The 26,981-nt window shown below is 61.6% G+C and carries 27 protein-coding genes; 23 read left to right on the forward strand and 4 right to left on the reverse strand.

Annotated elements, in window-relative coordinates; genetic code table 11:
• The first annotated feature begins 176 nt into the window (after positions 1-176).
• Together PP4_RS06975 and PP4_RS06980 are read left to right on the forward strand one after the other, a co-directional pair.
• On the forward strand, positions 177-1,415 hold the full coding sequence (locus PP4_RS06975; RefSeq protein WP_162471783.1) for a glutamine synthetase family protein: 1,239 nt from the start codon (positions 177-179) through the stop codon (positions 1,413-1,415).
• Between the two features lie 128 nt (positions 1,416-1,543).
• The gene (locus PP4_RS06980; protein ID WP_016498510.1) at positions 1,544-2,884 is read left to right on the forward strand and encodes an MFS transporter; all 1,341 of its coding nucleotides are present in this window, start codon (positions 1,544-1,546) and stop codon (positions 2,882-2,884) included.
• A gap of 168 nt (positions 2,885-3,052) precedes the next feature.
• Here the strand turns inward: PP4_RS06980 and PP4_RS06985 are convergent, their stop codons facing one another.
• The 4 genes from PP4_RS06985 to flgA all read right to left on the reverse strand — a co-directional run bounded on the left by PP4_RS06985 (position 3,053) and on the right by flgA (position 5,622).
• Complete coding sequence (locus PP4_RS06985) at positions 3,053-3,796, reverse strand: flagellar brake protein (protein ID WP_016498511.1); 744 nt, start codon at positions 3,794-3,796, stop codon at positions 3,053-3,055.
• A gap of 79 nt (positions 3,797-3,875) precedes the next feature.
• Complete coding sequence (locus PP4_RS06990; protein WP_016498512.1) at positions 3,876-4,343, reverse strand: flagella synthesis protein FlgN; 468 nt, start codon at positions 4,341-4,343, stop codon at positions 3,876-3,878.
• Positions 4,344-4,392: 49 nt separating this feature from the next.
• Positions 4,393-4,707, reverse strand: coding sequence for a flagellar biosynthesis anti-sigma factor FlgM (gene flgM, locus PP4_RS06995; RefSeq protein WP_016498513.1), 315 nt, complete (start codon positions 4,705-4,707; stop codon positions 4,393-4,395).
• Between the two features lie 162 nt (positions 4,708-4,869).
• Positions 4,870-5,622: a flagellar basal body P-ring formation chaperone FlgA gene (gene flgA / locus PP4_RS07000; protein ID WP_041167646.1), complete on the reverse strand. Its 753-nt coding sequence runs from the start codon at positions 5,620-5,622 to the stop codon at positions 4,870-4,872.
• Positions 5,623-5,699: 77 nt separating this feature from the next.
• Here flgA and PP4_RS07005 point away from each other — a divergent pair, with 77 nt between their 5' ends.
• The 21 genes from PP4_RS07005 to fleQ all read left to right on the forward strand — a co-directional run bounded on the left by PP4_RS07005 (position 5,700) and on the right by fleQ (position 26,959).
• Positions 5,700-6,629 (forward strand): chemotaxis protein CheV, encoded by a 930-nt coding sequence (locus PP4_RS07005; RefSeq protein ID WP_016498515.1) that lies wholly within the window; start codon positions 5,700-5,702, stop codon positions 6,627-6,629.
• Positions 6,630-6,678: 49 nt separating this feature from the next.
• On the forward strand, positions 6,679-7,506 hold the full coding sequence (cheR, locus tag PP4_RS07010) for a protein-glutamate O-methyltransferase CheR (protein ID WP_016498516.1): 828 nt from the start codon (positions 6,679-6,681) through the stop codon (positions 7,504-7,506).
• Between the two features lie 367 nt (positions 7,507-7,873).
• Entirely contained in the window at positions 7,874-8,284 is a 411-nt protein-coding gene (gene flgB, locus PP4_RS07015) for a flagellar basal body rod protein FlgB (protein WP_016498517.1), read from the forward strand.
• Between the two features lie 2 nt (positions 8,285-8,286).
• Complete coding sequence (gene flgC, locus PP4_RS07020; RefSeq protein ID WP_016498518.1) at positions 8,287-8,730, forward strand: flagellar basal body rod protein FlgC; 444 nt, start codon at positions 8,287-8,289, stop codon at positions 8,728-8,730.
• Between the two features lie 12 nt (positions 8,731-8,742).
• Positions 8,743-9,444, forward strand: coding sequence for a flagellar hook assembly protein FlgD (gene flgD / locus PP4_RS07025; RefSeq protein WP_016498519.1), 702 nt, complete (start codon positions 8,743-8,745; stop codon positions 9,442-9,444).
• Positions 9,445-9,472: 28 nt separating this feature from the next.
• Positions 9,473-10,795: a flagellar hook protein FlgE gene (flgE, locus tag PP4_RS07030; RefSeq protein ID WP_016498520.1), complete on the forward strand. Its 1,323-nt coding sequence runs from the start codon at positions 9,473-9,475 to the stop codon at positions 10,793-10,795.
• A gap of 155 nt (positions 10,796-10,950) precedes the next feature.
• Positions 10,951-11,133, forward strand: a complete 183-nt coding sequence (locus PP4_RS07035; RefSeq protein ID WP_016498521.1) for a hypothetical protein — start codon at positions 10,951-10,953, stop codon at positions 11,131-11,133.
• A gap of 159 nt (positions 11,134-11,292) precedes the next feature.
• Positions 11,293-12,033 carry a flagellar basal body rod protein FlgF gene (locus PP4_RS07040; protein WP_016498522.1) on the forward strand — a complete coding sequence of 247 codons (741 nt, stop codon included), beginning with the start codon at positions 11,293-11,295 and terminating at the stop codon, positions 12,031-12,033.
• 47 nt (positions 12,034-12,080) lie between these two features.
• A complete protein-coding gene (flgG, locus tag PP4_RS07045) occupies positions 12,081-12,866 on the forward strand; it encodes a flagellar basal-body rod protein FlgG (RefSeq protein WP_016498523.1) in 786 nt (261 codons plus the stop codon).
• A gap of 36 nt (positions 12,867-12,902) precedes the next feature.
• Positions 12,903-13,598, forward strand: a complete 696-nt coding sequence (gene flgH, locus PP4_RS07050) for a flagellar basal body L-ring protein FlgH (protein WP_016488460.1) — start codon at positions 12,903-12,905, stop codon at positions 13,596-13,598.
• A 12-nt stretch (positions 13,599-13,610) separates the two neighbouring features.
• A complete protein-coding gene (locus PP4_RS07055; RefSeq protein ID WP_041167972.1) occupies positions 13,611-14,720 on the forward strand; it encodes a flagellar basal body P-ring protein FlgI in 1,110 nt (369 codons plus the stop codon).
• Positions 14,721-14,731: 11 nt separating this feature from the next.
• Positions 14,732-15,886, forward strand: coding sequence for a flagellar assembly peptidoglycan hydrolase FlgJ (gene flgJ, locus PP4_RS07060; RefSeq protein ID WP_016498525.1), 1,155 nt, complete (start codon positions 14,732-14,734; stop codon positions 15,884-15,886).
• A 12-nt stretch (positions 15,887-15,898) separates the two neighbouring features.
• The gene (gene flgK, locus PP4_RS07065) at positions 15,899-17,941 is read left to right on the forward strand and encodes a flagellar hook-associated protein FlgK (protein ID WP_016498526.1); all 2,043 of its coding nucleotides are present in this window, start codon (positions 15,899-15,901) and stop codon (positions 17,939-17,941) included.
• A gap of 13 nt (positions 17,942-17,954) precedes the next feature.
• Positions 17,955-19,517 carry a flagellar hook-associated protein 3 gene (locus tag PP4_RS07070; protein ID WP_016498527.1) on the forward strand — a complete coding sequence of 521 codons (1,563 nt, stop codon included), beginning with the start codon at positions 17,955-17,957 and terminating at the stop codon, positions 19,515-19,517.
• 280 nt (positions 19,518-19,797) lie between these two features.
• The gene (locus PP4_RS07075) at positions 19,798-20,727 is read left to right on the forward strand and encodes a ketoacyl-ACP synthase III (RefSeq protein ID WP_012273519.1); all 930 of its coding nucleotides are present in this window, start codon (positions 19,798-19,800) and stop codon (positions 20,725-20,727) included.
• Positions 20,728-21,128: 401 nt separating this feature from the next.
• Entirely contained in the window at positions 21,129-22,571 is a 1,443-nt protein-coding gene (locus tag PP4_RS07080; RefSeq protein ID WP_016498528.1) for a flagellin N-terminal helical domain-containing protein, read from the forward strand.
• Between the two features lie 76 nt (positions 22,572-22,647).
• Entirely contained in the window at positions 22,648-23,004 is a 357-nt protein-coding gene (locus PP4_RS07085) for a flagellar protein FlaG (protein ID WP_016498529.1), read from the forward strand.
• 83 nt (positions 23,005-23,087) lie between these two features.
• Complete coding sequence (gene fliD, locus PP4_RS07090) at positions 23,088-24,476, forward strand: flagellar filament capping protein FliD (protein ID WP_016498530.1); 1,389 nt, start codon at positions 23,088-23,090, stop codon at positions 24,474-24,476.
• 127 nt (positions 24,477-24,603) lie between these two features.
• The gene (gene fliS, locus PP4_RS07095) at positions 24,604-25,005 is read left to right on the forward strand and encodes a flagellar export chaperone FliS (RefSeq protein ID WP_016498531.1); all 402 of its coding nucleotides are present in this window, start codon (positions 24,604-24,606) and stop codon (positions 25,003-25,005) included.
• A 16-nt stretch (positions 25,006-25,021) separates the two neighbouring features.
• A complete protein-coding gene (locus PP4_RS07100) occupies positions 25,022-25,315 on the forward strand; it encodes a hypothetical protein (protein WP_016498532.1) in 294 nt (97 codons plus the stop codon).
• 168 nt (positions 25,316-25,483) lie between these two features.
• On the forward strand, positions 25,484-26,959 hold the full coding sequence (fleQ, locus tag PP4_RS07105) for a transcriptional regulator FleQ (protein WP_016498533.1): 1,476 nt from the start codon (positions 25,484-25,486) through the stop codon (positions 26,957-26,959).
• The last annotated feature ends 22 nt before the right edge of the window (positions 26,960-26,981 follow it).

The raw sequence follows: 26,981 nt of genomic DNA on the forward strand, positions 1-26,981 counted from the left end.
GACCCTACGGATCCCGGGGTGCCTCGTAGGTGCTTGATATTTTAAACACCCCCAGCCTATGTTGTTGTCAGCGTACAACAACAAGGACAAGCGTCATGAGCACCGCTCCGCTTCAGGGCATCGATGAAATCGAATGCGTCACCCCCGACCTCAACGGCGTCCCGCGCGGCAAGGTGATGACCGCCGAAGGCTTTCTGGAAGGCCGCCTGCAGATGGCCCGGGGGGTGTTGCTGCAATGCATCATGGGCGGCTACCCGCCGGCGAAATTCTACGGCAGCGACGACGGCGACCTGGCGCTGGTGGCCGAACCCAGCCAGGTCCATCGCCTGCCCTGGAGCAACGACGGTCGCGCCCTGGCCATCTGCGATGCCATTGAACTGGATGGCCGGCCCTCGGCACTGTCCACCCGTGGCCAGCTCAAGGCGGTCATCGCCCGCTACGCGGCCCTGGGGCTGGCGCCCGTGGTGGCGACCGAACTCGAATTCTTTGTTTTTGCCCCCAACAGCGACCCGCAGCAGCCGTTCCAGCCACCCGTAGGCAGCGATGGCCGTCGCGAGCTCGGCCATTCGGCGTTCAGTGTCAGTTCCAACAATGGCCTGCGCCCGTTCTTCAAAGAGGTTTACCACTGCATGGCCGCGCTCGGCCTGCCGCGCGACACGTTCATGCACGAAATGGGCGTCAGCCAGTTCGAGATCAACCTGCTGCACGGCGACCCGCTGGTGCTGGCTGACCAGACCTTCCTGTTCAAGCACCTGCTCAAGGAAGTGGCGCTCAAGCATGGGCTGACCGTGGTGTGCATGGCCAAGCCGCTGGCGCGCACGCCCGGCAGCTCCATGCATATTCACCAGAGCCTGGTCGAAGCCAGCAGCGGGCGTAACGTGTTCAGCGACGAGCAGGGCCAGCCGACCCACACCTTCTACCATTTCATCGGCGGCCTGCAGGCGTGCATGGCCGACTTCACCGCGCTGTTCGCGCCCAACGTCAATTCCTATCAGCGCCTGTGCCACCCCTATGCCTCGCCAAACAATGCCTGCTGGTCTGAGGACAACCGCGCCGCTGGCCTGCGCATTCCGGCCAGTGCGCCGGCAGCGCGGCGGGTCGAAAACCGTTTGCCCGGTGCCGACACCAACCCATACCTGGCCATCGCCGCCAGCCTGGCTGCCGGGCTGCACGGTATCGAGCAGCGCCTGCAACCTGCGCCGGCCATTCAGGGCGAGTTTGAAGTGCCCGAGCACCTGAGCCTGCCGTGTACCCTGCATGCCGCCCTCGAACGGCTCAAGCGCAGTGCGCTGGCACGGGAACTGTTCGGCAGCGAGTTCATCGAAGGCTACATCGCCAGCAAGACCCTGGAGCTGACTGATTTCTTCGACGAGATCACCCCGTGGGAGCGCCGGGTGCTGGCGGCACAGGCCTGATCGCGACACGACCTGCACCGGACACGTCCCCGCCACGGCATTTTGCTGGCGGGGGCCTGCACTGACCGGCATTTGCCCTTATGCTGCTAGCACCTACCGCCACCTGACCAGGGAGCTTCTCGGTACGTATGCGAAATGTATGGAAGCCGTTTCAGTCGTTGTATTTCGCCGCGCTGATGATGTTGATCGGTTCGGGCCTGCTCAGTACCTACCTGGCCCTGCGCCTGGCGGCCGACCATGTCGACAGCCTGTGGGTGGGTGCGTTGATGGCGGCCAACTACTTTGGCCTGGCTGTCGGCGGCAAGGTCGGCCACCGGCTGATTGGCCGGGTCGGGCACATTCGCGCCTATGCCACTTGCGCCGGTATCGTCGGTGCGGCGGTGCTGGGGCATGGGCTGACCAATTGGCTACCGGCCTGGGTCGGGCTGCGGATGATCGTCGGCCTGGGCATGATGTGCCAGTACATGGTCATCGAGAGCTGGCTCAACGAGCAGGCCGATGTGAAACACCGCGGGGCGGTGTTCAGCGGCTACATGATCGCCTCGTACCTGGGGCTGGTGCTCGGCCAGTTGATCCTTGTGGTGCACCCTGAGCTTGGCCCGGAGCTGCTGATGCTGGTGGCGATGTGCTTTGCCCTGTGCCTGGTGCCGGTGGCAATGACCCGGCGGATTCACCCGGCGCCCTTGCGCCCGGCACCGATGGAGCCGAAGTTCTTCATCAAGCGCGTGCCGCAGTCGCTCAGTACTGTATTGGGCTCGGGGTTGATCGTCGGCTCGTTCTACGGCCTGGCGCCTTTGTACGCCTCAAGCCAGGGGATGGCGACCGAGCAGATCGGTCTGTTCATGGGTAGCTGTATTTTTGCCGGCCTGCTGGTGCAGTGGCCGCTGGGCTGGTTGTCTGACCGTTACGACCGGGCGGTGCTGATCCGTAGCGTGGCAATAGGGCTGGCGCTGGCGGCTGCGCCATTGGCGATACTGCCCAGTGTGCCGCTGGAGATGCTGTTCGGTATCGGCTTCCTGATTTCGTTGCTGCAGTTTTGCCTGTACCCGCTGGCGGTGGCGTTTTCCAACGACCACGTGGAAAGCGAGCGGCGGGTGTCGCTGACGGCCATGCTGCTGGTGACCTATGGCGTGGGCGCGTGTATCGGGCCATTGGCGGCGGGCGTGCTGATGAAAGTGCTGGGCCCGCAGATGCTCTATGCGTTCTTCGTGTTCTTCGCCCTGGTGCTGGTGTGGCGCATTCGGCCGAAAGCGGTTACCGGTCTGCACCAGGTGCAGGATGCACCACTGGGCCACGTGGCGATGCCGGCGGCAGGTTCGCCCTTGTCGGCAGCGCTGGACCCTCGGGTGGATGAGCAGACGGTGCAGGACGTGATGCAGGCGCCGGTGGCCGCGGAAGATACCGAGGATGAAGATAAAGGGGCTGAGCAACCAGCAGCTGAACCGGAGGAGGTCAGCAAGTCGGTGTAAGCCTGTACCGGCCTCTTCGCGGGCTTGCCCGCTCCCACAGGTACCGCACAGTGCCTGAAATCTGTGCATTACCTGTGGGAGCGGGCGAGCCCGCGAAGAGGCCGGTTCTGGAAGAACACAAATGAAAACGCCACCTCGATAGGTGGCGTTTTTGCATTTGGCCGACGATCAATAATCGTCCTTGTCGAACCGCCGCGCCTCGCGTTGCAGCTGGTACACAAAACTCTCGATCTTGCGCTGTGCCTGCCCGCTCAGGTTATGGAAGCGCACGCCAGCGAAGGTGGTGTTGATGTGCTCTTCATAGTGCAGGTGACGCAGTTCGACCATGGTGTCCACCAGGCCCAGCGGGTTACCCGCCTTGAAGCGCTCGTACACCTGGCCCAGTTGCAGGCGGCTTTCTACATCGCCTTCAAACCGCAGCTTGCAGCCGGTGGCCGAGATATCCAGCAGCTTGCCACGCAGGGCGCCGTTACCCTTCAGGTGGGTGCCATCGAGGATGATGTCGACCAGTTGCGACAGCTTCAGCGCGGCGCGGAAGGCGTTGCGGCGCTGGTGGTAGGTCATCTCTTGCGGCATGGCGCCGCTGTAGCAGCGGTGGCCGTCGACTTCGCTGATCTTCAGCGCGTGGTTGCATTCCCAGGCGATGCGCACGCCGTCGTGGAAGCCCTCAACGCGGAAGTGCTCGCCGTTTTCGATGAATTTTTCACCGTCGCGCGGGATCATCTCGTCCAGCGCCAGGGTGTTGCTTTCACGGTCCACGTGCACCACGTAGCTTTGGAAGCGCTGGCTGCGGTCATGGAAGGTGATGATCAGGGGATCGTGGCTTTCCTGCAGTTGCCGCAAGTTGGCCGCAATCTCCAAGGGGGTGTTCAGCACCTTTGGCGGTTGCGGGGCTTCGGTTTCATTGAACACGGCTTATCGTTCTCCAGGCAAAAGCGACACACGCAAGTAACGGCATTTTGCCAGTATGTTCCGTGCCTTGATAGAAAAATCACACTTGGCTGAGGGCCCGTGGCTTGGCCAGCAGCGAGGTGCTGCCGCGGCTGTCGTAAAGCGACGGCGAGTCGCCGCCCATGAGGATTCTGATCTGGTTGTTGGTGACGTGTTGCTGCACCTGGATGATCCGGCCGTTGGTCTGGTTGACCTGCTGGCAGTCGTCCATCAGTTTCGACAGCATGTCGAGCCGCTGCAGCATCACCTCGCCATGGGGCGATTGGGCGGCCACTGCTTGCACGCCAGTGCGATCGGCACTCAGGCCCAGGCTGCCGAGCAACTGGCTGCGGCGCTGGCCATGCTGCTCGAGCAAGATGATCAGCGACTGCTTGCGCGCCAGAATCTGTTCCAGCAGCGGCATGTCGCGGCCATGCAGGGCGATCGCTTCTTTATTCAGAAGGTCGAGCAGTTCCTGCATCGGGGCAATGTCATCTTCGATCAGTTGCAGCAAGGTGGTGTCGTGCATGGCTAACTCTTGGCTTTTCTAGCGTCCGTGAAGTCAGCGCGCCGAACGGTCAGCGCTGGGCTTCGAAATCGAGCAGTTTGCTGGCGATCTTGCCGGCATCGACCTGATAGCTGCCGTCGGCGATCGCCTGTTTCAACTGGGCCACACGGGCACTGTTGACGACTGGCTCGTCGCGCAGCTTGTCGCTGATCTTCTGCAACTGCTGTGCCTCTTGGCTGAGGTGTACCGCTTCTCCGCTGGCGCTGGTGCTGGTGGCCGCTTCCTGGCTGGCGGCCGGTTTTTCGGCGCTGCCGGACGCGGTATTGCCGCGCACGCCGCCCGTGACGGACGGAGAGTTATTCAAACGACTGAAGTCGATGACCATGATCAGGAACCTCTGGGTATTTGGACGCTTGCCTTGTTTTCGGCCAACCCGAAAGAAACTTTAGGCACAAATGCATAGCCGCCTGTCAGCAAGCTCGCGAACCCGTTCTCTGACACAGTTTAGGAAATGCGGTTCCTCACTGCCAGCGCAATCTGTGGCTGGCTACATACTGACCTCGACCTGGCCCGGGCCAGTAACCCGGGCCTTGACCACCCGTTTGGAATTCAGGTTGCGTACCCGTATCTGTTCGCTCAGGCCGCCCTTGCTCAGGGCCTCGCCCGGCATGCGCACGCTGAGGCTGCCGCTGCGGGCGATGATCACCACCTGGTCGCCCTTGCGCACCACCTCGGCCTGCTCCAGATGCTGCGGGGTGAGCACCTGGTCGATCACCGTGGGGCGCAGCATCTTCATGCCCACCGCCTGGTCCAGTTCGGTCAGAAAACCCTGGCCAAGGGTGCCGACATCGCGCTCGCGCAGGGCCACGTCGCCTTCGCCCACCGTGTTATCGCGCTTGAGTGGGCGGGTGACCACCACCACGTCGCGGAACAGCCGTACCGTGGCCGGAACAAACACCGTCCACGGGGCCGCACTGTCGCAGCGCACCCGTACCGTCACCCGGCCAAGTGGCAGGGAAGGGCTTTCCAGCGAGGCGTCCAGCTGCTGGCTGCACAATGGCATGCGCAGGCGTGGGTCCAGCGGGTTCACCTGGATTTCATAGCGGCCGGGGGTCTGGGTGGTGGCCAGGTAATCTTCTACCGTGAATTCAAGAAACCCTTGGGTGACACCGATAAGCTGTTCAGGCAAGGTAAGCGCGTCCGCTACCGTGCGAACGCCGGGCGCCAGCAGGCACAGCGTGGCCAGCGAGCCAGTCAGCAGGCGCGTCAATCGTCGGAAAAATGTCGTTTTCGTATGCATGACGCTCAAAAAAGCAAAGCCCGTGCCGACTCGTAACTTGAGTTGCAACGAAAGGCTGAAAGATTAAGGAGTCTGGCATGGCGGGTGTTATGGATTCGGTCAACCAGCGCACGCAGCTGGTGGGGCAGAATCGCCTGGAATTGCTGCTGTTCCGCCTCAATGGCGAACAGCTTTATGGCATCAACGTGTTCAAGGTCAGGGAAGTGCTGCAATGCCCTGCGCTGACCCTGCTGCCCAAGGCGCACCCTGTGGTGCGTGGCGTTGCCAACATCCGCGGGGCGACCATCCCGATCCTCGACTTGTCGATGGCCACCGGGTTGCGGCCGCTGCAGGAAGAAACACGCAACAGCTTCGTGATCATCACCGAGTACAACACCAAGACCCAGGGCTTCCTGGTGCACTCGGTGGAGCGCATCGTCAACATGAACTGGGAAGAGATCCATCCGCCACCCAAGGGCACCGGCCGTGACCACTACCTGACCGCAGTCACCCGGGTGGACAACCGCATGGTCGAAATCATCGACGTGGAGAAGGTGCTGGCCGAGGTTTCGCCGTCGTCCGAATCGGTGTCGGCCGGGGTGATCGATGCCGAGGTGCAGGACAAGGCCGTGCTGATGCGGGTGCTGACCGTCGATGATTCGTCGGTGGCGCGCAAACAGGTCAGCCGCTGCCTGCAGACCGTGGGGGTGGAAGTCGTGGCACTCAATGATGGCCGTCAGGCCCTGAACTACCTGCGTCAGCTGGTGGATGAGGGCAAAAAGCCGGAAGAAGAGTTCCTTATGATGATCTCGGACATTGAAATGCCGGAAATGGACGGCTATACGCTAACGGCTGAGATCCGCAGCGACCCGCGCATGCAAAAATTGCACATCTGCCTGCATACTTCGCTTTCCGGGGTGTTCAACCAGGCAATGGTCAAGAAGGTCGGCGCCGATGACTTCCTGGCCAAGTTCAAGCCGGACGACCTGGCCCAGCGGGTGGTCGACCGGATCAAGGCAGCGCATTGAAGCAGCCGGGGCAAGCCCCGGCACCAGTGATTGAAAAGAGGCGGCAGTAGTGTCTACGGGTAATTTGGATTTCGAACAGTTCCGGGTATTCCTGGAGAAAGCCTGTGGCATCCTGCTGGGCGAAAATAAGCAGTACCTGGTTTCCAGCCGTCTCAACAAGCTGATGGAACAACAGGGCATCAAGAGCCTGGGCGAGCTGGTGCAGCGCATCCAGGCCCAGCCGCGCAGTGGTTTGCGCGAGCAGGTGGTCGATGCCATGACCACCAACGAGACCCTGTGGTTTCGCGATACCTACCCGTTCGAAGTGCTGAAGAACAAGGTGATCCCCGAGTTCATCCGCAACAACCCCGGCCAGCGCCTGCGCATGTGGTCGGCGGCCTGTTCGTCGGGGCAGGAGCCGTATTCCATTTCGATGGCCATCGACGAGTTCGAGCGCAGCAACCTTGGCCAGTTGAAGATGGGGGCGCAGATCGTTGCCACCGACCTGTCCGGCACCATGCTCACCAACTGCAAGACCGGTGAGTACGACAGCCTGGCCATTGCCCGCGGCTTGTCCCAGGAACGCCTGCAACGCTACTTCGACCCCAAGGGGGCGGGGCGCTGGGCGGTCAAGCCGGCGATTCGCAGTCGCGTCGAGTTCCGCTCGTTCAACCTGCTTGACAGCTATGCCAGCCTGGGCAAGTTCGACATCGTGTTCTGCCGCAACGTGCTGATCTACTTCTCGGCACAGGTGAAGCGCGACATCCTGCTGCGCATTCACAGCACACTGAAACCTGGTGGCTACCTGTTCCTTGGCGCCTCGGAGGCGCTGAACGGGTTGCCGGACCATTACCAGATGGTCCAGTGCAGCCCGGGGATCATCTACCAGGCCAAGTAATCAAGAAGGCCGGCAGCGAAAACTGCCGGCCTTTTTGCTGTATGTGCCGGCCTCTTCGCGGGTAAACCCGCTCCCACAGGTTCGGTGCCGCCCTCGGGTCTTGCACAGGTCCTTGTGGGAGCGGGTTTACCCGCGAAGGGGCCGGTGCAGGAAAAACACTGACGTCAATTTTTTGGTTTGCCGCTTTTGCCGCCCGGCAATTGCCGCTTTCGCCGCCCAAGGCGGAAGGCCTTTGCCGCTTTTCTGGCATCACCCTGACACCACCCCACCTCGAAAGCCCATGTTTCCGGGCTTTGCACTGATTGGCACAGCCCTTGCTATACCTTGCTCAACGATATTCCGGTCAACCTCCGAAGGTTTCCCCGACATGAGCATCAGCTTCGACAAGGCGCTTGGTATTCACGAAAAGGCCATGGGCTTCCGCGCCCAGCGCGCCGAAGTGCTGGCCAACAACATCGCCAACGCCGACACGCCTAACTACAAAGCGCGTGACATGGACTTCGCCTCTGTGCTGGCCGCCGAAAGCGACAAGCAGCAGAGCGGCCGCTTCGCCATGGACCGCACCAATAGCCGCCACATCGAAGCCGAAGGCCTCGCCATCGCGGCCGACGATACCCTCAAGTACCGCACGCCGCTGCAGCCATCGATTGACCAGAACACCGTGGACGCGCAGATCGAGCAATCGAACTACACCGAAAACGCCATTGGCTTCCAGGCCAGCTTCACCTTGCTCAACAGCAAATTCAAGGGGCTGGTATCGGCCCTGCGGGGAGAATGACCATGTCCCTTTCCAGCGTCTTCAACATTGCCGGTAGCGGCATGAGCGCGCAGAACACGCGCCTGAACACCGTGGCTTCCAACATTGCCAACGCCGAAACCGTCTCGTCGAGCATTGATCAGACCTACCGCGCTCGCCACCCGGTGTTCGCCACCACCTTCCAGGATGCGCAGGCTGGCACCAGCCAGTCGCTGTTCGACGACCAGGGTGAAGCAGGGCAGGGCGTGCAGGTCAAAGGCATCGTCGAAGACCAGAGCACCCTGGAGGCTCGCTACGAGCCAAACCACCCGGCGGCGAACAAGGACGGCTACGTCTACTACCCGAACGTCAATGTGGTCGAGGAAATGGCTGACATGATCTCCGCCAGCCGTGCGTTCCAGACCAACGCCGAGCTGATGAACACGGCCAAGAGCATGATGCAGAAAGTCCTGACCCTGGGGCAGTGATAGGAAGCCGACATGACCACTACCAATTCCACCTCTGACGTCAGCAGCGCGTACCTGACATCGCTGCAGAAGCAGACGTCGAAGACCGACAGCAGCACCGGTGCTGCCGGCAGCGCGCTGGGCAAAGATGCTTTCCTGCAGTTGCTGGTTACCCAGATGAAGAACCAGAACCCGCTCGATCCGCAGGAAAACGGCGAGTTCGTGGCGCAGCTGGCGCAGTTCAGCAGCCTTGAGAGCATGCAGTCGCTCAATGACTCGGTGACCTACATCGCGGCTGGGCTGCAATCCTCCCAGGCGCTGCAGGCTTCGTCGCTGGTCGGGCGCAATGTGATTGTCCAGACCGACAAGGCCGTGGTCGACACCAGCAAGGATATGAAAGGCACTGTCAACCTGACGTCGTCGAGCACCGCCACCTCGGTGGGCATCTACGACAAGGACGACAAGCTGGTGCGCACGCTCGACCTGGGTACTCAGAAAGCCGGCAAGATCGACTTTACCTGGGATGGCCTGAACGACGACGGCGAAGCAGCGCCAGCAGGTACCTACACCTTCAAGGCTACTGCCTCGATCGACGGCAAGGCCACGGCCATGACCACCAACCTGCCGGCCTCGGTCACCAGCGTGACCATGGGTACCAACGGTTCGGAGATGACACTCAACCTGGCCGGGTTGGGCAGTGTTGCGCTTTCCAAAATCCAAAGCATCGGCATCTAGGGCCTGAGCAAAACGACAGGAGTTACACATGTCTTTCAATATCGGCCTTAGCGGCCTCTATGCAGCAAACAAGGCCCTGAACGTTACCGGCAACAACATTGCCAACGTTGCCACCACCGGCTTCAAGTCGTCGCGCGCCGAGTTCGCCGACCAGTACTCCAACTCCATTCGCGGCACCAGTGCCGGCAAGAACGTGGTGGGCACTGGCGTGAAGACTGCCGCCGTGTCGCAGATGTTCACCCCGGGCAACATCAATGGCACCGGCCAGGCGCTGGACATGGCCATCGATGGCAACGGCTTCTTCGTGATGAATGACAACGGCTCGAAGATCTACACCCGTGCCGGTGCCTTCTACAGCGACAAGGACGGCTACGTGGTCAGCTCGTCGGGCGCCAACCTGCAAGGTTATGCAGTGGATGCCAACGGCAAGATCATCCAGGGTGTGCTGACCAACCTGCAGATCGACACCTCGAACCTGACGCCGAACCCGACCGGTCGCATCTCCGAGAACGTCAACCTCAACTCCACCGCGACTGCACCCACCCAGACGCCGTTCGATCCGACCAACACCGGCACCTACAACTACACGTTCAATACCGACGTGTACGACAGCCAGGGTAACGCGCACCAACTGAACCAGTACTTCGTCAAGGACGCCACCAGCAACTCCTGGACCATGTACACCACTATCGACGGGCGTAACCCGGCCGACCCGACCTCGACCACGCCGCTGGCCAACAAGCTGCCGTTCAAGTCTGACGGCACCCTGGACACCGCCTCGATGACGGAAGGTCCGGTAGCCGGCGGCATGACCATAGCCGCCAACAAGACCTTCACCCTCAGCAACTGGATCCCGGCACAGAAGAACGCCGCCGGTGTATGGGGTGCCAACGGCGCTACCGCCAACGTTGCCGGGGTGAACCTGGACATGCTCGGTACCACCCAGTACAACGCCGCCTCCGCCACCACCGCGAAGAGCCAGGACGGCTTTGCCACCGGTGAGCTGTCGGGCCTGACCATCGACGAAAGCGGCAACATGTTCGCCAACTTCACCAATGGCCAGGACAAGGTGATCGGCCAGGTGGCTATCGCCAACTTTGCCAACCTGCAGGGCCTGACCCCGATTGGTGGCACCAGCTGGAAAGAGTCCTACGCCTCGGGCGTGCCGGTGATCGGCGCGCCGGACACCGGTACCTTGGGCCAGATTACCGGCGGCGCACTGGAAGACTCCAACGTCGACCTGACCGGCGAACTGGTCAACCTGATCAAGGCGCAGAGCAACTACCAGGCGAACGCCAAGACCATTTCCACCGAAAGCACCATCATGCAGACCATCATCCAGATGACCTGATGGTCGCCTGCTAGTGTGGTTTTGTCTGTAATTGGGGCTGCCTTGCAGCCCATCGCCGGCAAGCCAGCTCCCACAGGAGGTTGCAATCCCCTGTGGGAGCTGGATTGCCGGCGATGGGCCGCAAAGCGGCCCCAGGTTCTTCAAGGTTCACGCCCATGAAACGGCTAATGCTCACCGCCCTCCTGGCCATGGCCTTGCCGCTCTCGGCCGCTCCCGCCCCGTTCTACCAATGGCAAAGCCTGGCCACCGGCCGCTACCTGTGCTCGGCCAGCAACCCGGGCGAGGGTTGGGTGCGCCATTCCGGCCCCTACAACAACGCCGCTTGCCGCACCTTCTGACACGCGCTTGCCGCAGGCGGCAAACATCCGCCGACAAACTGACGTTTGTTGCCCCTTGCCGCGCTGAAACCCCCGTAAACAGGCGGTTTCAGACTTGGTTCGATTATTGCTTCGAACCTGCCCAGTGACAGCGCGGCAGCGACGCGCAGAGGAGATACTGTGGACAAGTTGCTTTATGTGGCCATGACCGGCGCCAGCCAGAACGCGCTGGCGCAAAAGGCCCACGCCAACAACCTGGCGAACATTTCCACCAACGGCTTTCAGCGTGACCTGGAACAGGCGCGTTCGATGCCGGTGTTCGGCGACAGCTTTCCGGCGCGCGCCTTTGCCATGACCGAGCGCCCGGCCACCGACTTCAGTGAAGGCCCGTTGGTCGAGACCGGTCGTGACCTGGATGTTGCCGTGACCGGCAAGGGCTTCATCGCCGTGCAGGCGCCGGACGGCAGCGAAGCCTACGTGCGTACCGGCAGCCTGAACATCGACGCCCTCGGCGTGCTACGTGCGGGCAACGGCATGCCGGTGATCGGCAACGGTGGCCCTATTGCCATCCCGCCGGAGCAGAAGGTTGAGGTCGGCGCCGACGGCACCCTCAGCATTCGCTCCATGGGTGAAGACCCGCGGGTGATGGCCGAGGTCGACCGCATCAAGCTGGTCAACCCGGACACCAAAGGCTTGACCAAAGGCGTGGACGGTCTGATCCACACCACCTCTGGCCAGCCGGCCGACGCCGACGTCAACGTGCGAGTGGTGGCGGGCTTCCTGGAAGGCAGCAACGTCAACGCTGTCGAGGAAATGACCTCGGTGCTGGCGCTGTCCCGCCAGTTCGAGCTGCACGTCAAGATGATGAACACGGCCAAGGAAGGCGACGAAGCCATGGCTCGGGTTTTGCAAATCGGCTAATCACTTTTGAACGGGTGCCGTAAAACAGGCGCACGAGGAGAAACTACATGCTTCCGGCTCTTTGGGTCGCTAAAACCGGCCTGTCCGCCCAGGACACCAACCTGACGGTCATTTCCAACAACCTGGCCAACGTCTCCACTACCGGCTTCAAGCGTGACCGTGCCGAGTTCGCTGACCTGCTGTACCAGATCCGTCGCCAGCCCGGCGCCCAGTCCACCCAGGACAGCGAGCTGCCTTCGGGCCTGCAGGTCGGTACCGGTGTGCGCATTGTCGGCACCCAGAAGAGCTTCGTCGCCGGCAGCCTGCAGACCACCGAAAACCCGCTGGACATGGCCGTCAACGGCCGTGGTTTCTTCCAGATCCTGCAGCCGGATGGCACGGTGTCGTACACCCGTGACGGCACCTTCCACCTGAACTCCGACGGCCAGATCGTCACCGCCAACGGCTACGCCCTGGAGCCTGCCGTTGTCGTGCCGAACGACGCGCAAACCTTCACCGTCGGCCAGGACGGCACCGTGTCGATCACCACGGCCGGCAACCCTGCAGCGCAGGTGATCGGCAACATCCAGACTGCCGACTTCATCAACCCGGCTGGCCTGCAGGCCATCGGCGACAACCTGTTCCTGGAAACTGCCGCCAGTGGCGCGCCGCAAGTGGGCACCCCGGGCCTGAACGGTTTCGGTACCACCCAGCAGCAGACCCTGGAAAACTCCAACGTCAGCACCGTGGAAGAGCTGGTGAACATGATCACCACCCAGCGCGCCTACGAGATGAACTCCAAGGTCATCTCCACCGCCGACCAGATGCTGTCGTTCGTGACCCAACAGCTCTAAGCCCTGTCGCTTCGTTACACCCGTGAGGTATGCACCATGAATCGTCTGTTGTCCGTGTTCGCCCTGGGGGGGGCGGTGTTGCTGGCAGGTTGCGTCGGCCCGACGCCCAAGCCCAACGACCCGTACTACGCGCCGGTACTGCCGCGCACCCCGTTGCCGGCAGCGGCCAACAACGGTTCCATCTACCAGGCCGGTTTCGAGCAGAACCTGTACAGCGACCGCAAGGCGTTCCGGGTGGGTGACATCATCACCATCACCCTCAACGAGAAAACGTCGGCCAGCAAGAACGCAGGTTCGCAGATCCAGAAGAACAGCAAGGCCGACATCGGCCTGACCTCGCTGTTCGGCAGCACCCCGAACACCAATAACCCGTTCGGTGGCGGTGACCTGTCGCTGGAGGCCGGCTACAACGGCGAACGCGCCACCAAGGGCGACAGCAAGGCCACCCAGGGCAACACCCTGACTGGTTCGATTACCGTGACCGTGGCCGAAGTGCTGCCCAACGGCATCATCGCCGTGCGCGGCGAGAAGTGGCTGACCCTGAACACTGGCGAAGAGCTGGTGCGCATTGCCGGCATGATCCGCGCCGACGACATCGCCACCGACAACACCGTGCCGTCCACCCGTGTGGCCGACGCGCGCATCACCTATTCCGGTACCGGCTCGTTCGCCGATGCCAGCCAGCCCGGGTGGCTGGACCGCTTCTTCATCAGCCCGCTTTGGCCTTTCTGAGTACGGATGACCATGTTCAACGTGAGGCAGCTGATTGCCGCAACCCTGCTCCTGTCCTGTGCCTTCGGTGCGCACGCAGAGCGCCTGAAGGACATCGCCAGCATTTCTGGCGTGCGTTCCAACCAGTTGATCGGTTACGGCCTGGTGGTGGGGCTGAACGGCACGGGTGACCAGACCACCCAGACGCCGTTCACCCTGCAAACCTTCAACAACATGCTGTCGCAGTTCGGCATCAAGGTGCCGGCCGGCTCCGGCAACGTGCAACTGAAGAACGTCGCGGCGGTGTCGGTGCATGCCGACCTGCCGGCGTTCGCCAAGCCCGGCCAGGTGGTGGACATTACCGTGTCGTCGATCGGTAACTCCAAGAGCCTGCGTGGCGGCAGCCTGCTGATGACCCCGCTCAAGGGTATCGACGGCAACGTCTACGCCATCGCCCAGGGCAACCTGGTGGTGGGGGGCTTTGACGCCGAAGGCCGTGACGGCTCGAAGATCACCGTCAACGTTCCGTCGGCCGGTCGCATCCCCGGGGGTGCCAGTGTCGAGCGGGCAGTGCCGAGCGGCTTCAACCAGGGCAACACCTTGACCCTGAACCTCAACCGCCCCGACTTCACAACCGCCAAGCGCATCGTCGACAAGGTCAACGACCTGCTCGGCCCGGGTGTGGCCCAGGCCGTGGATGGTGGTTCGGTGCGGGTCAGTGCGCCGATGGACCCCAGCCAGCGCGTAGATTACCTGTCGATCCTGGAAAACCTCGAAATCGACCCGGGCCAGGCGGTGGCCAAGGTCATCATCAACTCGCGTACCGGCACCATCGTCATCGGCCAGAACGTCAAGGTGTCGCCGGCAGCGGTGACCCACGGCAGCCTGACCGTGACCATTACCGAAGACCCGATCGTCAGCCAGCCGGGGGCGTTCTCCAATGGCCAGACGGCCGTGGTGCCACGCTCGCGGGTAAACGCCGAGCAGGAAGCCAAGCCGATGTTCAAGTTCGGCCCGGGCACCACGCTGGATGAGATCGTCCGCGCGGTGAACCAGGTGGGCGCAGCGCCCGGCGACCTGATGGCCATTCTCGAAGCCCTGAAACAGGCCGGCGCCTTGCAGGCCGACCTGATCGTGATCTGAGGACGGCTCGGATGAACATCAAAAGCCAGGTTTCCGGCAGTGCCGACAGCGGCGCCTACACCGACCTCAACCGCCTGAGTGCGCTCAAGCACGGTGACCGCGACAGCGACGCCAACGTGCGCAAGGTGGCCCAGGAGTTCGAGTCGCTGTTCATCAGTGAAATGCTCAAGGCCTCGCGCAAGGCCAGCGACGTGCTGGCTGATGACAACCCGATGAACACCGAAACGGTCAAGCAGTACCGCGACATGTACGACCAGCAGCTGGCCGTGAGCATGTCCCGCGAAGGTGGTGGTATCGGTCTGCAGGATGTGCTGGTGCGCCAGCTGACCAAGGGCCGCAGTGCGTCGATCAACACCAGCCCGTTCCCGCGTGCAGATGGCAGTGGCCCGGCGCTGTGGGGCAACAAGGTGGCGGAGCCGGTGCATGCCACGGACTCGGCCACCACCCGCAACGACGTCGCCGCGCTCAACTCGCGGCGCCTGGCCTTGCCGAGCAAGCTTACCGACCGCCTGCTGGCAGGCATCGTGCCATCGGCCGCCACGGCCAATAACGCCGCCGTGCCGGCCCGTGACGGCCAGCAAGTGGCCAAGGCCTTCGCCGTACCGGACAACGGCCTGCGCATTGTCGGCCGCGCCGTGGCCCAGCCGCCGCTGGCGCCGAACAAGGCGTTTACCGACAGTGACGAATTCGTCGCCACCATGTTGCCGATGGCCGAGCAAGCGGCCAAGCGCATTGGTATCGACCCACGCTACCTGGTGGCCCAGGCCGCGCTGGAAACCGGCTGGGGCAAATCGGTGATGCGCAATACCGATGGCAGCAGCAGCCACAACCTGTTCGGCATCAAGGCCACCGGCAACTGGCAGGGTGAGCAGGCGCGGGCGATCACCAGCGAGTTCCGCGATGGCCAGTTCGTCAAGGAAACCGCAGCGTTCCGCAGCTATGACTCGTACCAGGACAGCTTCCACGACCTGGTGAACCTGCTGCAGGGCAATTCTCGCTATCAAGATGCGCTGGACTCGGCCGATAACCCTGAGCAGTTTGCAAGAGAGCTGCAGAAAGCAGGTTATGCGACCGACCCGGGCTATGCGAAGAAGATCATCAGCATCGCCCAGCAAATGCAGTCAACCCCGCAATACGCCATGGCTGGCAGAACCACGAATCTATAAAAGGACTAAATCATGTCGAGCCTGATTTCCATCGGCCTGAGTGGCCTGAGTGCCAGCCAGGCGGCCTTGTCGGTAACCAGTAACAACATCGCCAACGCCGCGACCAGTGGCTACTCGCGCCAGCAGACGGTTCAGGCGGCAGGGCCCTCGCACAACATCGGCGCGGGGTTCCTGGGCACTGGTACCACGCTGGCGGACGTGCGCCGCATCTACAGCTCGTATCTGGACAACCAGCTGCAGACCGCTACGTCGCTGCAAGCGGACTCGGTTGCCTTCCAGGACCAGATCACCAGCATCGACAAGCTGCTGGCCGACCGTGATACCGGCATCAGCTCGGTCCTTACCGCGTTCTTCTCGGCCCTGCAGACGGCAGCGGCCAAGCCCGGTGACGTTGCCTCCCGGCAGCTGTTGCTGACCCAGGCGCAAACCCTGAGCAACCGTTTCAACGCGGTGAGCACTCAGCTGACCCAGCAGAACGAAACGATCAACTCCCAGCTCGACACCATGGCTGGCCAGGTCAACAAGCTCACCGCCAGTATCGCCGAGTACAACAAGCAGATCGCGGCGGCCTCGGGCACCGGCAACACGCCCAACAGCCTGCTGGATGCGCGCAGCGAAGCAGTGCGCCAGCTCAACGAGCTGGTTGGCGTGACCGTGCAGGAACGTGACGGCAACTACGACGTGTACCTGGGCAGCGGCCAGTCGCTGGTGACCGGCAACAAAGCCAACACCTTGTCGGTGCAGCCGGGTACTGCCGACAAGAGCCAGGCCAGCCTGCGCATCAACTATGAGTCGTTCAGCTCCGACGTGACCTCGGTGGTGACCGGTGGCGCGATCGGCGGCCTGGTGCGTTACCGCCAGGACGTGCTGATACCGTCCATGAACGAGCTGGGCCGTGTTGCCCTGGTGGTGTCGGACAGCATCAACAGCCAGCTGGGGCAGGGCCTGGATGCCAATGGCCAGTTTGGCAGCTCGCTGTTCTCCAGCATCAACAGCGCCACTGCCGTTGCCCAGCGCAGCCTGGCTTCGTCGAACAACAGCACCGGCTCCGGTAACCTGGACGTGACCATCGCCAACAGTGGTGCGCTGACCACCTACGACTACGAGGTGAAGTTCACCAGCGCCAACCAGTACAGCGTGCGCCGCTCCGACGGCACCGACATGGGCAGCTTCGACCTCAACACCGACCCGGCGCCGGTGATCGACGGCTTCAGCCTGTCGCTGAAAGGCGGTGGCCTGGCGGCCGGCGACAGCTTCAAGGTGATCCCTACCCGTGCGGCGGCCGGCAGCATCACCACTACCCTGACCGATGCCAACAAACTGGCCTTTGCCGGGCCGATCAGTGCTGCGGCAGGCAGTGGCAACAGCGGTACCGGCACCATCACCCAACCTACGCTGGGCGAATCGCTGGATATCTATGGCGGTACCGATACCGCACTGATCCAGCAGTCGATTCGCGACTCGATGCCGGTGCGCGTAGTGTTCGACGCCGCCAGTGGTGGCTCCCAGGGCTACAAGCTGTTCGATGCCAAGGGCACCCAGATTGGCACCGGCAGCGTGGTCCCGGGTACCGACAACAAGCTGTCGGTGGCTGTGCCAATGCTGGATGCTGCCGGGCAGCCGATTCTCGATGGCAGCGGCAACCCGCGCACGTTCAGCGTCGAGACCACCATCGGTGGCAGCCCGGCGGCCAATGACAGCTTTACCCTGTCGTTCAATGCCGACGGCAAGGCCGACAACCGCAACGCCACGGCGCTGCTGGGCCTGCAGACCAAGTCGACGGTGAACACCGGTTCCGGCGGTGGCACCAGCTTCACGTCGGCCTATGCCTCGCTGGTCGAGCGCGTGGGTGCCAAGGCCAACCAGGCGACCATCGACACCACGGCGACCGAGGCGGTACTCAAGTCCGCCAGCGAAAGCCGCAGCGCGGTGTCTGGCGTCAACCTCGATGACGAGGCGGCCAGCCTGGTGAAATTCCAGCACTACTACACGGCTTCGTCGCAGATCATCAAGGCGGCGCAAGAAACCTTCAGCACCCTGATCAATGCCTTGTAAGGAGTAGACTCTCGTGCGTATTTCCACTGCTCAGTTCTATGAGGCCAGCGCCAGTAGCTACTCCAAGAACTTCTCCACCATGAACAAGACCAACGATCAGGTCACGTCGGGTATTCGCATCCAGACCGCGGCTGATGACCCGGTCGGCGCGGCGCGTCTGCTGCTGCTGCAACAGCAGCAGTCGCTGCTGGACCAGTACAGCGGCAACATCAACACGGTGAGCAACGCCCTGCTGCAGGAGGAGAGCGTACTCTCCACCATCAACGACGCCATGCAGCGCGCCAGTGAGCTGGCGATCCGTGCTGGCGGCCCTGGGGTTACCGACTCTGACCGTGTGGCCATCAGTACCGAGCTGAAAGAGATCGAGGCGAACATCTTCGGCCTGCTCAACTCGCGCGATGCCAACGGCGACTACATGTTCGGCGGCTCCAAGAGCACCACGCCACCCTATGTGCGCAACTCCGACGGCACCTACAGCTACAACGGTGACCAGACCCAGCTGAGTCTGCAGGTGTCCGACACCCTGAATCTGGCCACCAACGACACCGGCTTCACCATCTTCGATTCCGCCAGCAACAAGAGCCGCACGCAGTCGACCCTGGTGGTGCCCGCCACTGACGATGGCGTGGTCGGGGTATCGTCTGGCCTGATGACCTCGAGTACCAGCTACAACAACAGCTTTACTGCCGGCCAGCCGTATAAGCTGACCTTCACCAGCGCGACTCAGTACACCATCACCGATGCAAGTGGCAGGGACATCACCTCTGAAACCGCCACCAACGGTACCTTCGACAGCAAGACCGAAGGCGCCAACAGCATTGCCCTGCGTGGCGTCGAGTTTGAAATCACCGTTACCGTGGAGGAGGGCGCCGATGCCGACGCCGCGGTGGCAGGGCGCGAGTTTTCGCTGGCGGCCCGCCCCGACTCGTTCAACACCACCCGCAACGCCGGCAACACCTCCAGCGCCCAGGTCACCAGCGGCAGCGTGACCGACGAAGCGGCTTATCGCAGCACTTTCCCCAGCAACGGGGCTGTGATCAAGTTCACCGGGCCTGGCGCCTACGAGCTCTACGCCCAGCCGCTGACGGCTGACAGCAAGGCAGTGGCCACGGGTACTTACACCGCACCAGCCTTGACGGTGGCGGGTGTCACGTATCAGGTGAGTGGTTCGCCGGAGGCGGGTGACCAGTTCGCGGTTACCGCCAATACGCACCAGAACCAGAATGTCCTGGAAACCCTCAGCCAGTTGCGTGCTGCGCTGGATACGCCGGTAACGGGTGTAGGCCAGGCCAATGCGCTGAAGGATGCGGCGGCCTCGGCAATCGCCAACCTGGCCAGTGCCCGTGAGCAGGTCGATATCACCCGTGGTTCGATCGGCGCCCGGGGCAATTCGCTGGAGATCCAGCGCCAGGAGAACACCAGCCTGGGCCTGGCCAACAAGACCACCCAGAACGCCATCGGCAACACCGACATGTCGCAGGCGGCCATCACTTTGACCTTGCAGCAGGCCATGCTGGAGGCCTCACAGCTGGCCTTTTCGCGCATTTCGCAGCTGAGCCTGTTCAACAAGCTCTGATCTGTCTTGCTGAAGCCGGGGCGCAAAGCGGCCCCGGCTTTTTCATGCCCGCGAAAATTCTTGTTTCTCACGCCCTCGGCACGGCTTTCGTAGCATTTCAATGTGACCAATGAGTCAAAACGATCATCTTCCCTGTATTCTATGCAGCAGCTGTTGCAGCATTTTGTTACCGGTGCGCAGGTGAGCCCTGCCTTCAACCTCTGGCGGTGACGCGCCCCGGTATTTGGCGCCCTCAATTCATCGAGTGGTGGTCTTTGGCTGTTTTCATTGGGAAGCCAGAATGATTGGCATCAAAAGCATTGCGAGTTACGTGCCTACCGCTGGCCTGGACAACTACGTCCAGGGTGCGAAGTTCGGCAAGGACGAAGAGTTCATGTTCGGCAAGATCGGCGCGTCGTTCCTGCCGCGCAAGGCCGAAGAGCAGGAAACTTCCGACCTGTGCGTAGAAGCCGCCCGGGCCCTGTTTGCCAGCAACCCTGACCTTGATCCGCAGTCGATCGATGCGCTGATCGTGGTCACCCAGAACGGTGACGAAGAAGGCTTGCCGCACACCGCAGCCATCGTCCAGAGCAAGCTCGGCCTGTCTACCCGCGTGGCGGCGTTCGATGTGTCGCTGGGTTGCTCCGGTTATGTGTATGGCCTGTACGCGATCAAAGGCTTCATGGAAGCGGCAGGGCTGAAAAACGGCCTGCTGATCACGGCCGACCCGTATTCGAAGATCGTCGACCCGGAAGACCGCAACACCACCATGCTGTTCGGCGATGCCGCCACAGCCACCTGGATGGGTGAAGACGCGGTCTGGAACCTGGGCCAGGCGCGTTTTGGCACTGACGGCTCCGGTGCCGAGCACCTGAAAGTAACTGACGGCAAGTTCTTCATGAACGGCCGCCAAGTGTTCAACTTCGCCCTGGTCAAGGTGCCGGCGCACCTGCACGAGCTGCTGGATGCCAGTGGCCTGAAGTCTTCGGATATCGACGCGTTCTGCATCCACCAGGGCAGTGCGGCGATTGTCGACGCCGTGGCGCGGCGCTTCGAAGAGCAGCACCCGGAGAAGTTCGTCAAGGACATGCTGGAAACCGGCAATACCGTGTCCTCCAGTGTGCCGCTGCTGCTGCAGAAGCACATGCTCGACGGCAGCTGGAAGCGCGTGGCGATCAGCGGCTTTGGCGTAGGCCTGTCGTGGGGCTCGGCCATCCTGTACCGCGACTGATCCCCCAGCAGTCCCAAAAGCGCCCGGCGGCCACCGCCCGGCGCTTTTTTTTTGCCTGCAAGATTCTGTGGCGTGGCGCCGCTTTCTGTGGGGGCGAGCATGCCCGCGAAGAAGGCGACTCGGTGGATGGCACCGGCTTTGCCGGTGTTCGCGGGCGCGCCCGCTCCCACAGATGGAGTGGCTGGCTGGTGAACTCAAGCTGGATTTGGAGTGGTTTTTGACGCCAATAAACCGCCTTAACCCCTTGATTTATCGGGGCTGGCCCCATGCCAGCATTTTTTTTTCGAAAAACCCCTCAAGCATCCCGCGCACCCGACGATAACTATTACGAAGGTTCTCTAGGCCAGTCCGGCGGTTGCCAAGGCCGGAAGCCGCAGTACCCATCCAACGAGGATTTCGTCATGGCTTTAACTGTAAACACCAACATTGCGTCGATCACTACTCAGGGCAACCTGACCAAGGCTAGCAACGCTCAGACCACTTCGATGCAGCGTCTGTCCTCGGGTCTGCGTATCAACAGCGCTAAAGACGACGCTGCCGGCCTGCAGATCGCCAACCGTCTGACCAGCCAGATCAATGGCCTGGGCCAGGCTGTCAAGAACGCCAACGACGGTATCTCGATCGCTCAGACCGCTGAAGGTGCAATGCAGGCTTCGACCGACATCCTGCAAAAAATGCGTACCCTGGCCCTGTCCTCGGCTACTGGCTCGCTGAGCAACGACGACCGTAAGTCGAACAACGACGAATACCAGGCTCTGACCGCTGAGCTGAACCGTATCTCGGAAACCACCACCTTCGGTGGCCAGAAGCTGCTGGACGGTTCGTACGGCACCAAGGCCATCCAGGTCGGCGCCAACGCCAACGAAACCATCAACCTGGCGCTGGACAACGTTTCGGCCAAGAGCATCGGCTCGCAGCAGATCAAGTCGGGCACTATCGCGCCTAGCGCCAGCGGTGTGGCCGCAGCTGATCTGGTTGTCACTGGCAACGGTCAGAGCAAAACCGTCAGCTATGATGCGGGCTCCTCGGCCAAAGACATCGCTGCCAAACTCAATGGCTCCATCGGTGGCCTGACTGCTTCTGCCAGCACCGAAGTCAAACTGGCTGTTGCCAGTGGCGCTGCAGCTACTCCAGCCAACTTTGACCTGACTGTAGGCGGTAGCACCGTCAGCTTCATCGGTGTTACTGACACCGCAAGCCTGGCTGATCAGCTGAAGTCCAACGCCGCCAAGCTGGGTATCAGCGTTAACTACGACGAATCGACCAAGAGCCTGTCGGTGAAGTCGGACACTGGCGAGAACCTGGCCTTCACCTCCAAGGCCGGCGCAGACGCCATCTCGGTGGGTGCACGCGACGGCAACGGTGATTTCCCAGGTACTCTGACCACGCTTTCCGCTACCGTTAACGACAAATCGACCGTTACTGGCCAGATTTCTCTGGACTCTGCCAAAGGTTACTCGGTAGCTAACGGCGCCACCGGTACTGGCGCTACCGACCTGTTCGGTGCAGCTTCCAAGTCCTCGGCCAAGACCACCATCGCCGATACCGATGTTACCGAGGCCGTCAACGCCCAGAACGCCCTGGCCGTTATCGACAAGGCCATCGGTTCGATCGACAGCGTCCGTTCGGGCCTGGGTGCTACCCAGAACCGTCTGCAAACCACCGTCGACAACCTGCAGAACATCCAGAAGAACTCCACCGCTGCCCGCTCCACCGTGCAGGACGTGGACTTCGCTTCGGAAACTGCCGAGCTGACCAAGCAGCAGACTCTGCAGCAGGCTTCGACTGCGATCCTGTCGCAGGCTAACCAGCTGCCATCTTCGGTCCTGAAACTGCTCCAGTAATTCAGGCGCCTGAGTAAAGGGTGAAAGGGCGCGTTTACGTGCCCTTTCACCCTTTTTGACATGAGGAGTTCGAAACATGGACATGAGTGTCAAGCTGAGCCAGGTGTATCCGTCGGTGTTACCCCAGGCGCCAGTCGCTGATCGGGATCGGGACCCGGCAGTGCCTGCCAAGGTGCAGGACGCTGCGGCCCCCGATAACCAGCCGCACTCGCGCGAAGACCTGGAAAAAGCGGTTGGCGAGATCCGTGATTTCGTCCAGTCAAGCCAGCGTCAGCTGGATTTTTCCATTGATGATTCCACTGGTCGGGTCGTGGTCAAGGTAATTGCCACCCAGTCCGGTGAGGTGATCCGGCAGCTTCCGTCGGAAACTGCGCTGAAATTGGCGCAGAGCCTCAGTGAAGCCAGCAGCCTGCTGTTCGATGATCAGGCATAGGCTGGCATGATTTTTGTTGCTGTCGGCCGATTGATGGATTTATCCGCCAAGGATCCGGCAGCTACTGAACAAGGAGAGCAATGATGGCAGGTACAACAGTCAGCGGTATTGGCTCGGGCATTGATACCCAGGCGATCGTCGATTCCCTGGTGGCCGCGCAGAAGGCGCCGAAGCAGGCGCAGATCAATACCCAAACGCTGAAGGCAACCACCACGTTGTCCTCTATCGGCAAGATTCAGTCGGCGCTGGATGCCTTCCGCGGCGCCTTGACCAACATGACCGACACCAACAGTTTCGGTGGCCTTAGCCTGAAGTCTTCGGATGAGAAGGTGGCCACCGTCACCATGGGTACCGGGGCTGCCAACGGTTCGTTCAAGTTGATTGTCGACAAGCTGGCGACTGCGTCGAAGGTGTCAACGAAGGTCTACGCAAATGGCGCCGGCTCTGTAGTCAACGCCACTGGCAGTCCGACCACGTTGACCATGACCCAGAATGGCAAGGCCTACGATTTGAGCGTTCCTGCCGGCGCAACGCTGCAGCAGGTGCGCGATAGCATCAACAGCCAGTTCAGTACAGCAGGCCTGAGTGCCAACGTACTGACCGACGCCACGGGTTCGCGTCTGATCATCACCTCGACCAAGATGGGTGACGGCTCCGACATCACCCTTTCGGGCAATTCGGGCATTGATACTGGCTATACCGTTGTCGATCCGCCGGCGGACGCTGAGTACACGCTGGACGGCATTGCCATGAAGTCCAAGACCAACGACATCACCGATGCCGTCAGTGGTCTCAACATCAAGCTGGTGGGTACGTCGCCTAAAAACGCGACAAGTGGCGAGGTAACAGCGACGGTACTTTCGCTGACTACCAGCTCTACTACGTTGAAGTCGGGCCTCAAGGGTTTCATTGATACCTACAACGCCCTGCTCAAAGTCATGAATGCTGAAACCAAGGTCACCAAAAACGCTGATGGCACCATGACGTCTGCGGCGCTGACCGGTGATGCCACGATGCGTACGTTGATGTCCTCCATTCGTGAGGAGCTCAATGCGGTGTCGGGCAACGGCACCTTGAAATCGCTCGCTGCGTTTGGTGTCACTTCTGCCCAGGATGGCGGTGCGCTGAGCCTGGATGACAAGAAATGGGACAAGGTTGCCTCCACCAATGCGGCGGACCTGACCAGCATCTTCAATGGCAAGGATGGCCTGCTGGCGCGCCTGCAAAAGGTGACCGAGCCGTTTGCCAAAGCCAGTACCGGTACCCTGGCCGAGCGCTCCAAGGTCCTGAGTGAAAGCCTGACCAAGCTCAAGAGCGAGCAGGATACCCTGGACACCCGGATGGAAGCCCTGCAGAAGAGCCTGCAGGACAAGTACAACAACATGGATACCTTGGTCACCCAGCTGCGCCAACAGCAGAGTTCCGTGCTGAGTACGCTAAACGCGCTGAACAAGTCGAGCAGTGACGATTAAACCGTGAACATTGCATGAAGTACGGGCATGATGCCCGGCTTCATGTCATCGGCCGGTAAAGTTTTTCAGCGTCTGCCCGATACAAGGAATATCTCTCCCTTAAGCCTGCCCGTCACGAGGTCGCAAGATGAATCCCATGAGAGCCCTTCGTCAGTACCAGAAGGTCAATTCCCATGCCCAGATTTCCGAAGCCACGCCGCACCGCCTGGTGCAGATGCTGATGGAAGGTGGCCTCGATCGCATGGCCCAGGCCAAGGGTGCCATGGCGCGGGGCGACATCGCGGAAAAGGGCCTGATGCTCGGCAAGGCGATCGACATCATCATCGGCCTTCGCGACGGCCTGCAGCCCGAAAAAAGTGAAAACCCGGAGACTGTCGAGAAGCTCGACGCGCTATATGTCTACATGACTAACCGGCTTATGCAGGCCAATGTCGACAACGATGCCGGCATTATCGACGAAGTTGCCCAGCTGCTGATTACCGTGAAAAGCGGTTGGGACGGCATTGCCGACGCCCAGCCTGCCAGCTGACGGCAAGGAGATTACCGTGACCGCACTGCAACGCCTCGATGACACCTGTGATGCCTTGGTCGGCGCCCTGAGCGAGCGTGACTGGGAAGCCATTGCCAAGCTGGATGTGGCGTGCCGCGCCTGCATCGACGAGGTGCTGGAAACCCACGCGGTGGACCAGGCGTTGCTGCGCGAGAAGCTGGAAGATGTGCTGCTGGTCTACCGCAACCTGATCGACGTGACAACCGGTGAACGCCAGGCAATTGCCGAAGAGATGATGCAGATCAACCAAGCGAAAAATGCTTCGAAGGTTTACCATCTGTTCAGTTAAGATGCGCACAACTTGACAAAAGGCGCCATAAATTTGACTGTGTGGGCCTTTTTGACTTTACTAGTGTCTGTTCTCGAATTCCAGACGTCCGAACACTGACCATTCAGTCGGAATGATGTCGAGCATGCCCCTGCAGGGCGGCGATATGACTAGGGAAGTTGCTATTGCATGTGGCGTGAAACCAAGATTCTGCTGATCGATGACGACAGCGCGCGCCGCCGCGATCTGGCGGTGGTGCTGAATTTCCTCGGTGAAGAAAACCTCGCTTGCTCGAGCCATGACTGGCAGCAAGCGGTCGAGTCGTTGTCTTCGAGCCGTGAAATATTGTGCGTGCTCATCGGCAGCGTAGACGCTCCGGGCAATCTCCTTGGGCTCGTTAAGACAGTGGCCGGGTGGGATGAGTTCCTTCCGGTGCTGCTATTAGGTGAAATTTCTTCTGCGGAGTTCCCGGAAGACCTTCGCCGCCGGGTGCTTTCCAACCTGGAAATGCCACCAAGCTACAGCCAGTTGCTGGATTCACTGCACCGTGCCCAGGTCTATCGCGAGATGTACGACCAGGCGCGCGAGCGCGGCCGTCAGCGCGAGCCTAACCTGTTCCGCAGCCTGGTCGGCACCAGCCGTGCCATCCAGCACGTGCGGCAGATGATGCAGCAGGTGGCCGATACCGACGCCAGCGTGCTGATCCTGGGTGAGTCGGGCACCGGCAAGGAGGTGGTGGCGCGCAACCTGCACTACCATTCCAAGCGCCGCGAAGCGCCGTTTGTACCCGTCAACTGTGGCGCGATCCCGGCCGAGCTGCTGGAAAGCGAACTGTTCGGCCACGAGAAAGGTGCCTTTACCGGGGCGATCACCAGCCGCGCCGGGCGTTTCGAGCTGGCCAATGGCGGTACGCTGTTCCTCGACGAAATTGGCGACATGCCGTTGCCGATGCAGGTCAAGCTGCTGCGTGTGCTGCAGGAGCGTACCTTCGAGCGTGTGGGTAGCAACAAGACCCAGAGCATCGACGTGCGCATCATCGCCGCAACGCACAAGAACCTCGAAACCATGATCGAGGACGGCACCTTCCGCGAAGACCTGTACTACCGCCTGAACGTATTCCCCATCGAGATGGCGCCGCTGCGTGAGCGGGTGGAAGATATTCCGTTGCTGATGAACGAGCTTATCTCGCGCATGGAGCACGAGAAGCGCGGCTCCATTCGCTTCAACTCGGCGTCGATAATGTCGTTGTGCCGCCACGGCTGGCCGGGCAACGTGCGCGAGCTGGCCAACCTTGTCGAGCGCATGGCGATCATGCACCCGTACGGGGTGATTGGCGTGTCCGAGCTGCCGAAGAAATTCCGCTACGTCGATGACGAAGACGAGCAGATGGTCGACAGTCTGCGCAGCGATCTGGAAGAACGCGTGGCCATCAACGGCCACACGCCAAACTTCAGCAACCCTGCGATGCTGCCACCTGAAGGCCTGGACCTGAAGGACTACCTCGGTAGCCTGGAGCAGGGCCTGATCCAGCAGGCGCTGGACGATGCCAACGGTATCGTTGCCCGCGCGGCTGAACGTTTGCGTATTCGCCGTACCACCCTGGTCGAGAAGATGCGCAAGTACGGCATGAGCCGCCAAGGTGGCGAGGACCAGGCGGAGGATTGACGCCTGGTGGCGCCCCTGAAAT

This window comes from Pseudomonas putida NBRC 14164, assembly GCF_000412675.1.
In the GTDB taxonomy this organism is placed as follows: domain Bacteria; phylum Pseudomonadota; class Gammaproteobacteria; order Pseudomonadales; family Pseudomonadaceae; genus Aquipseudomonas; species Aquipseudomonas putida.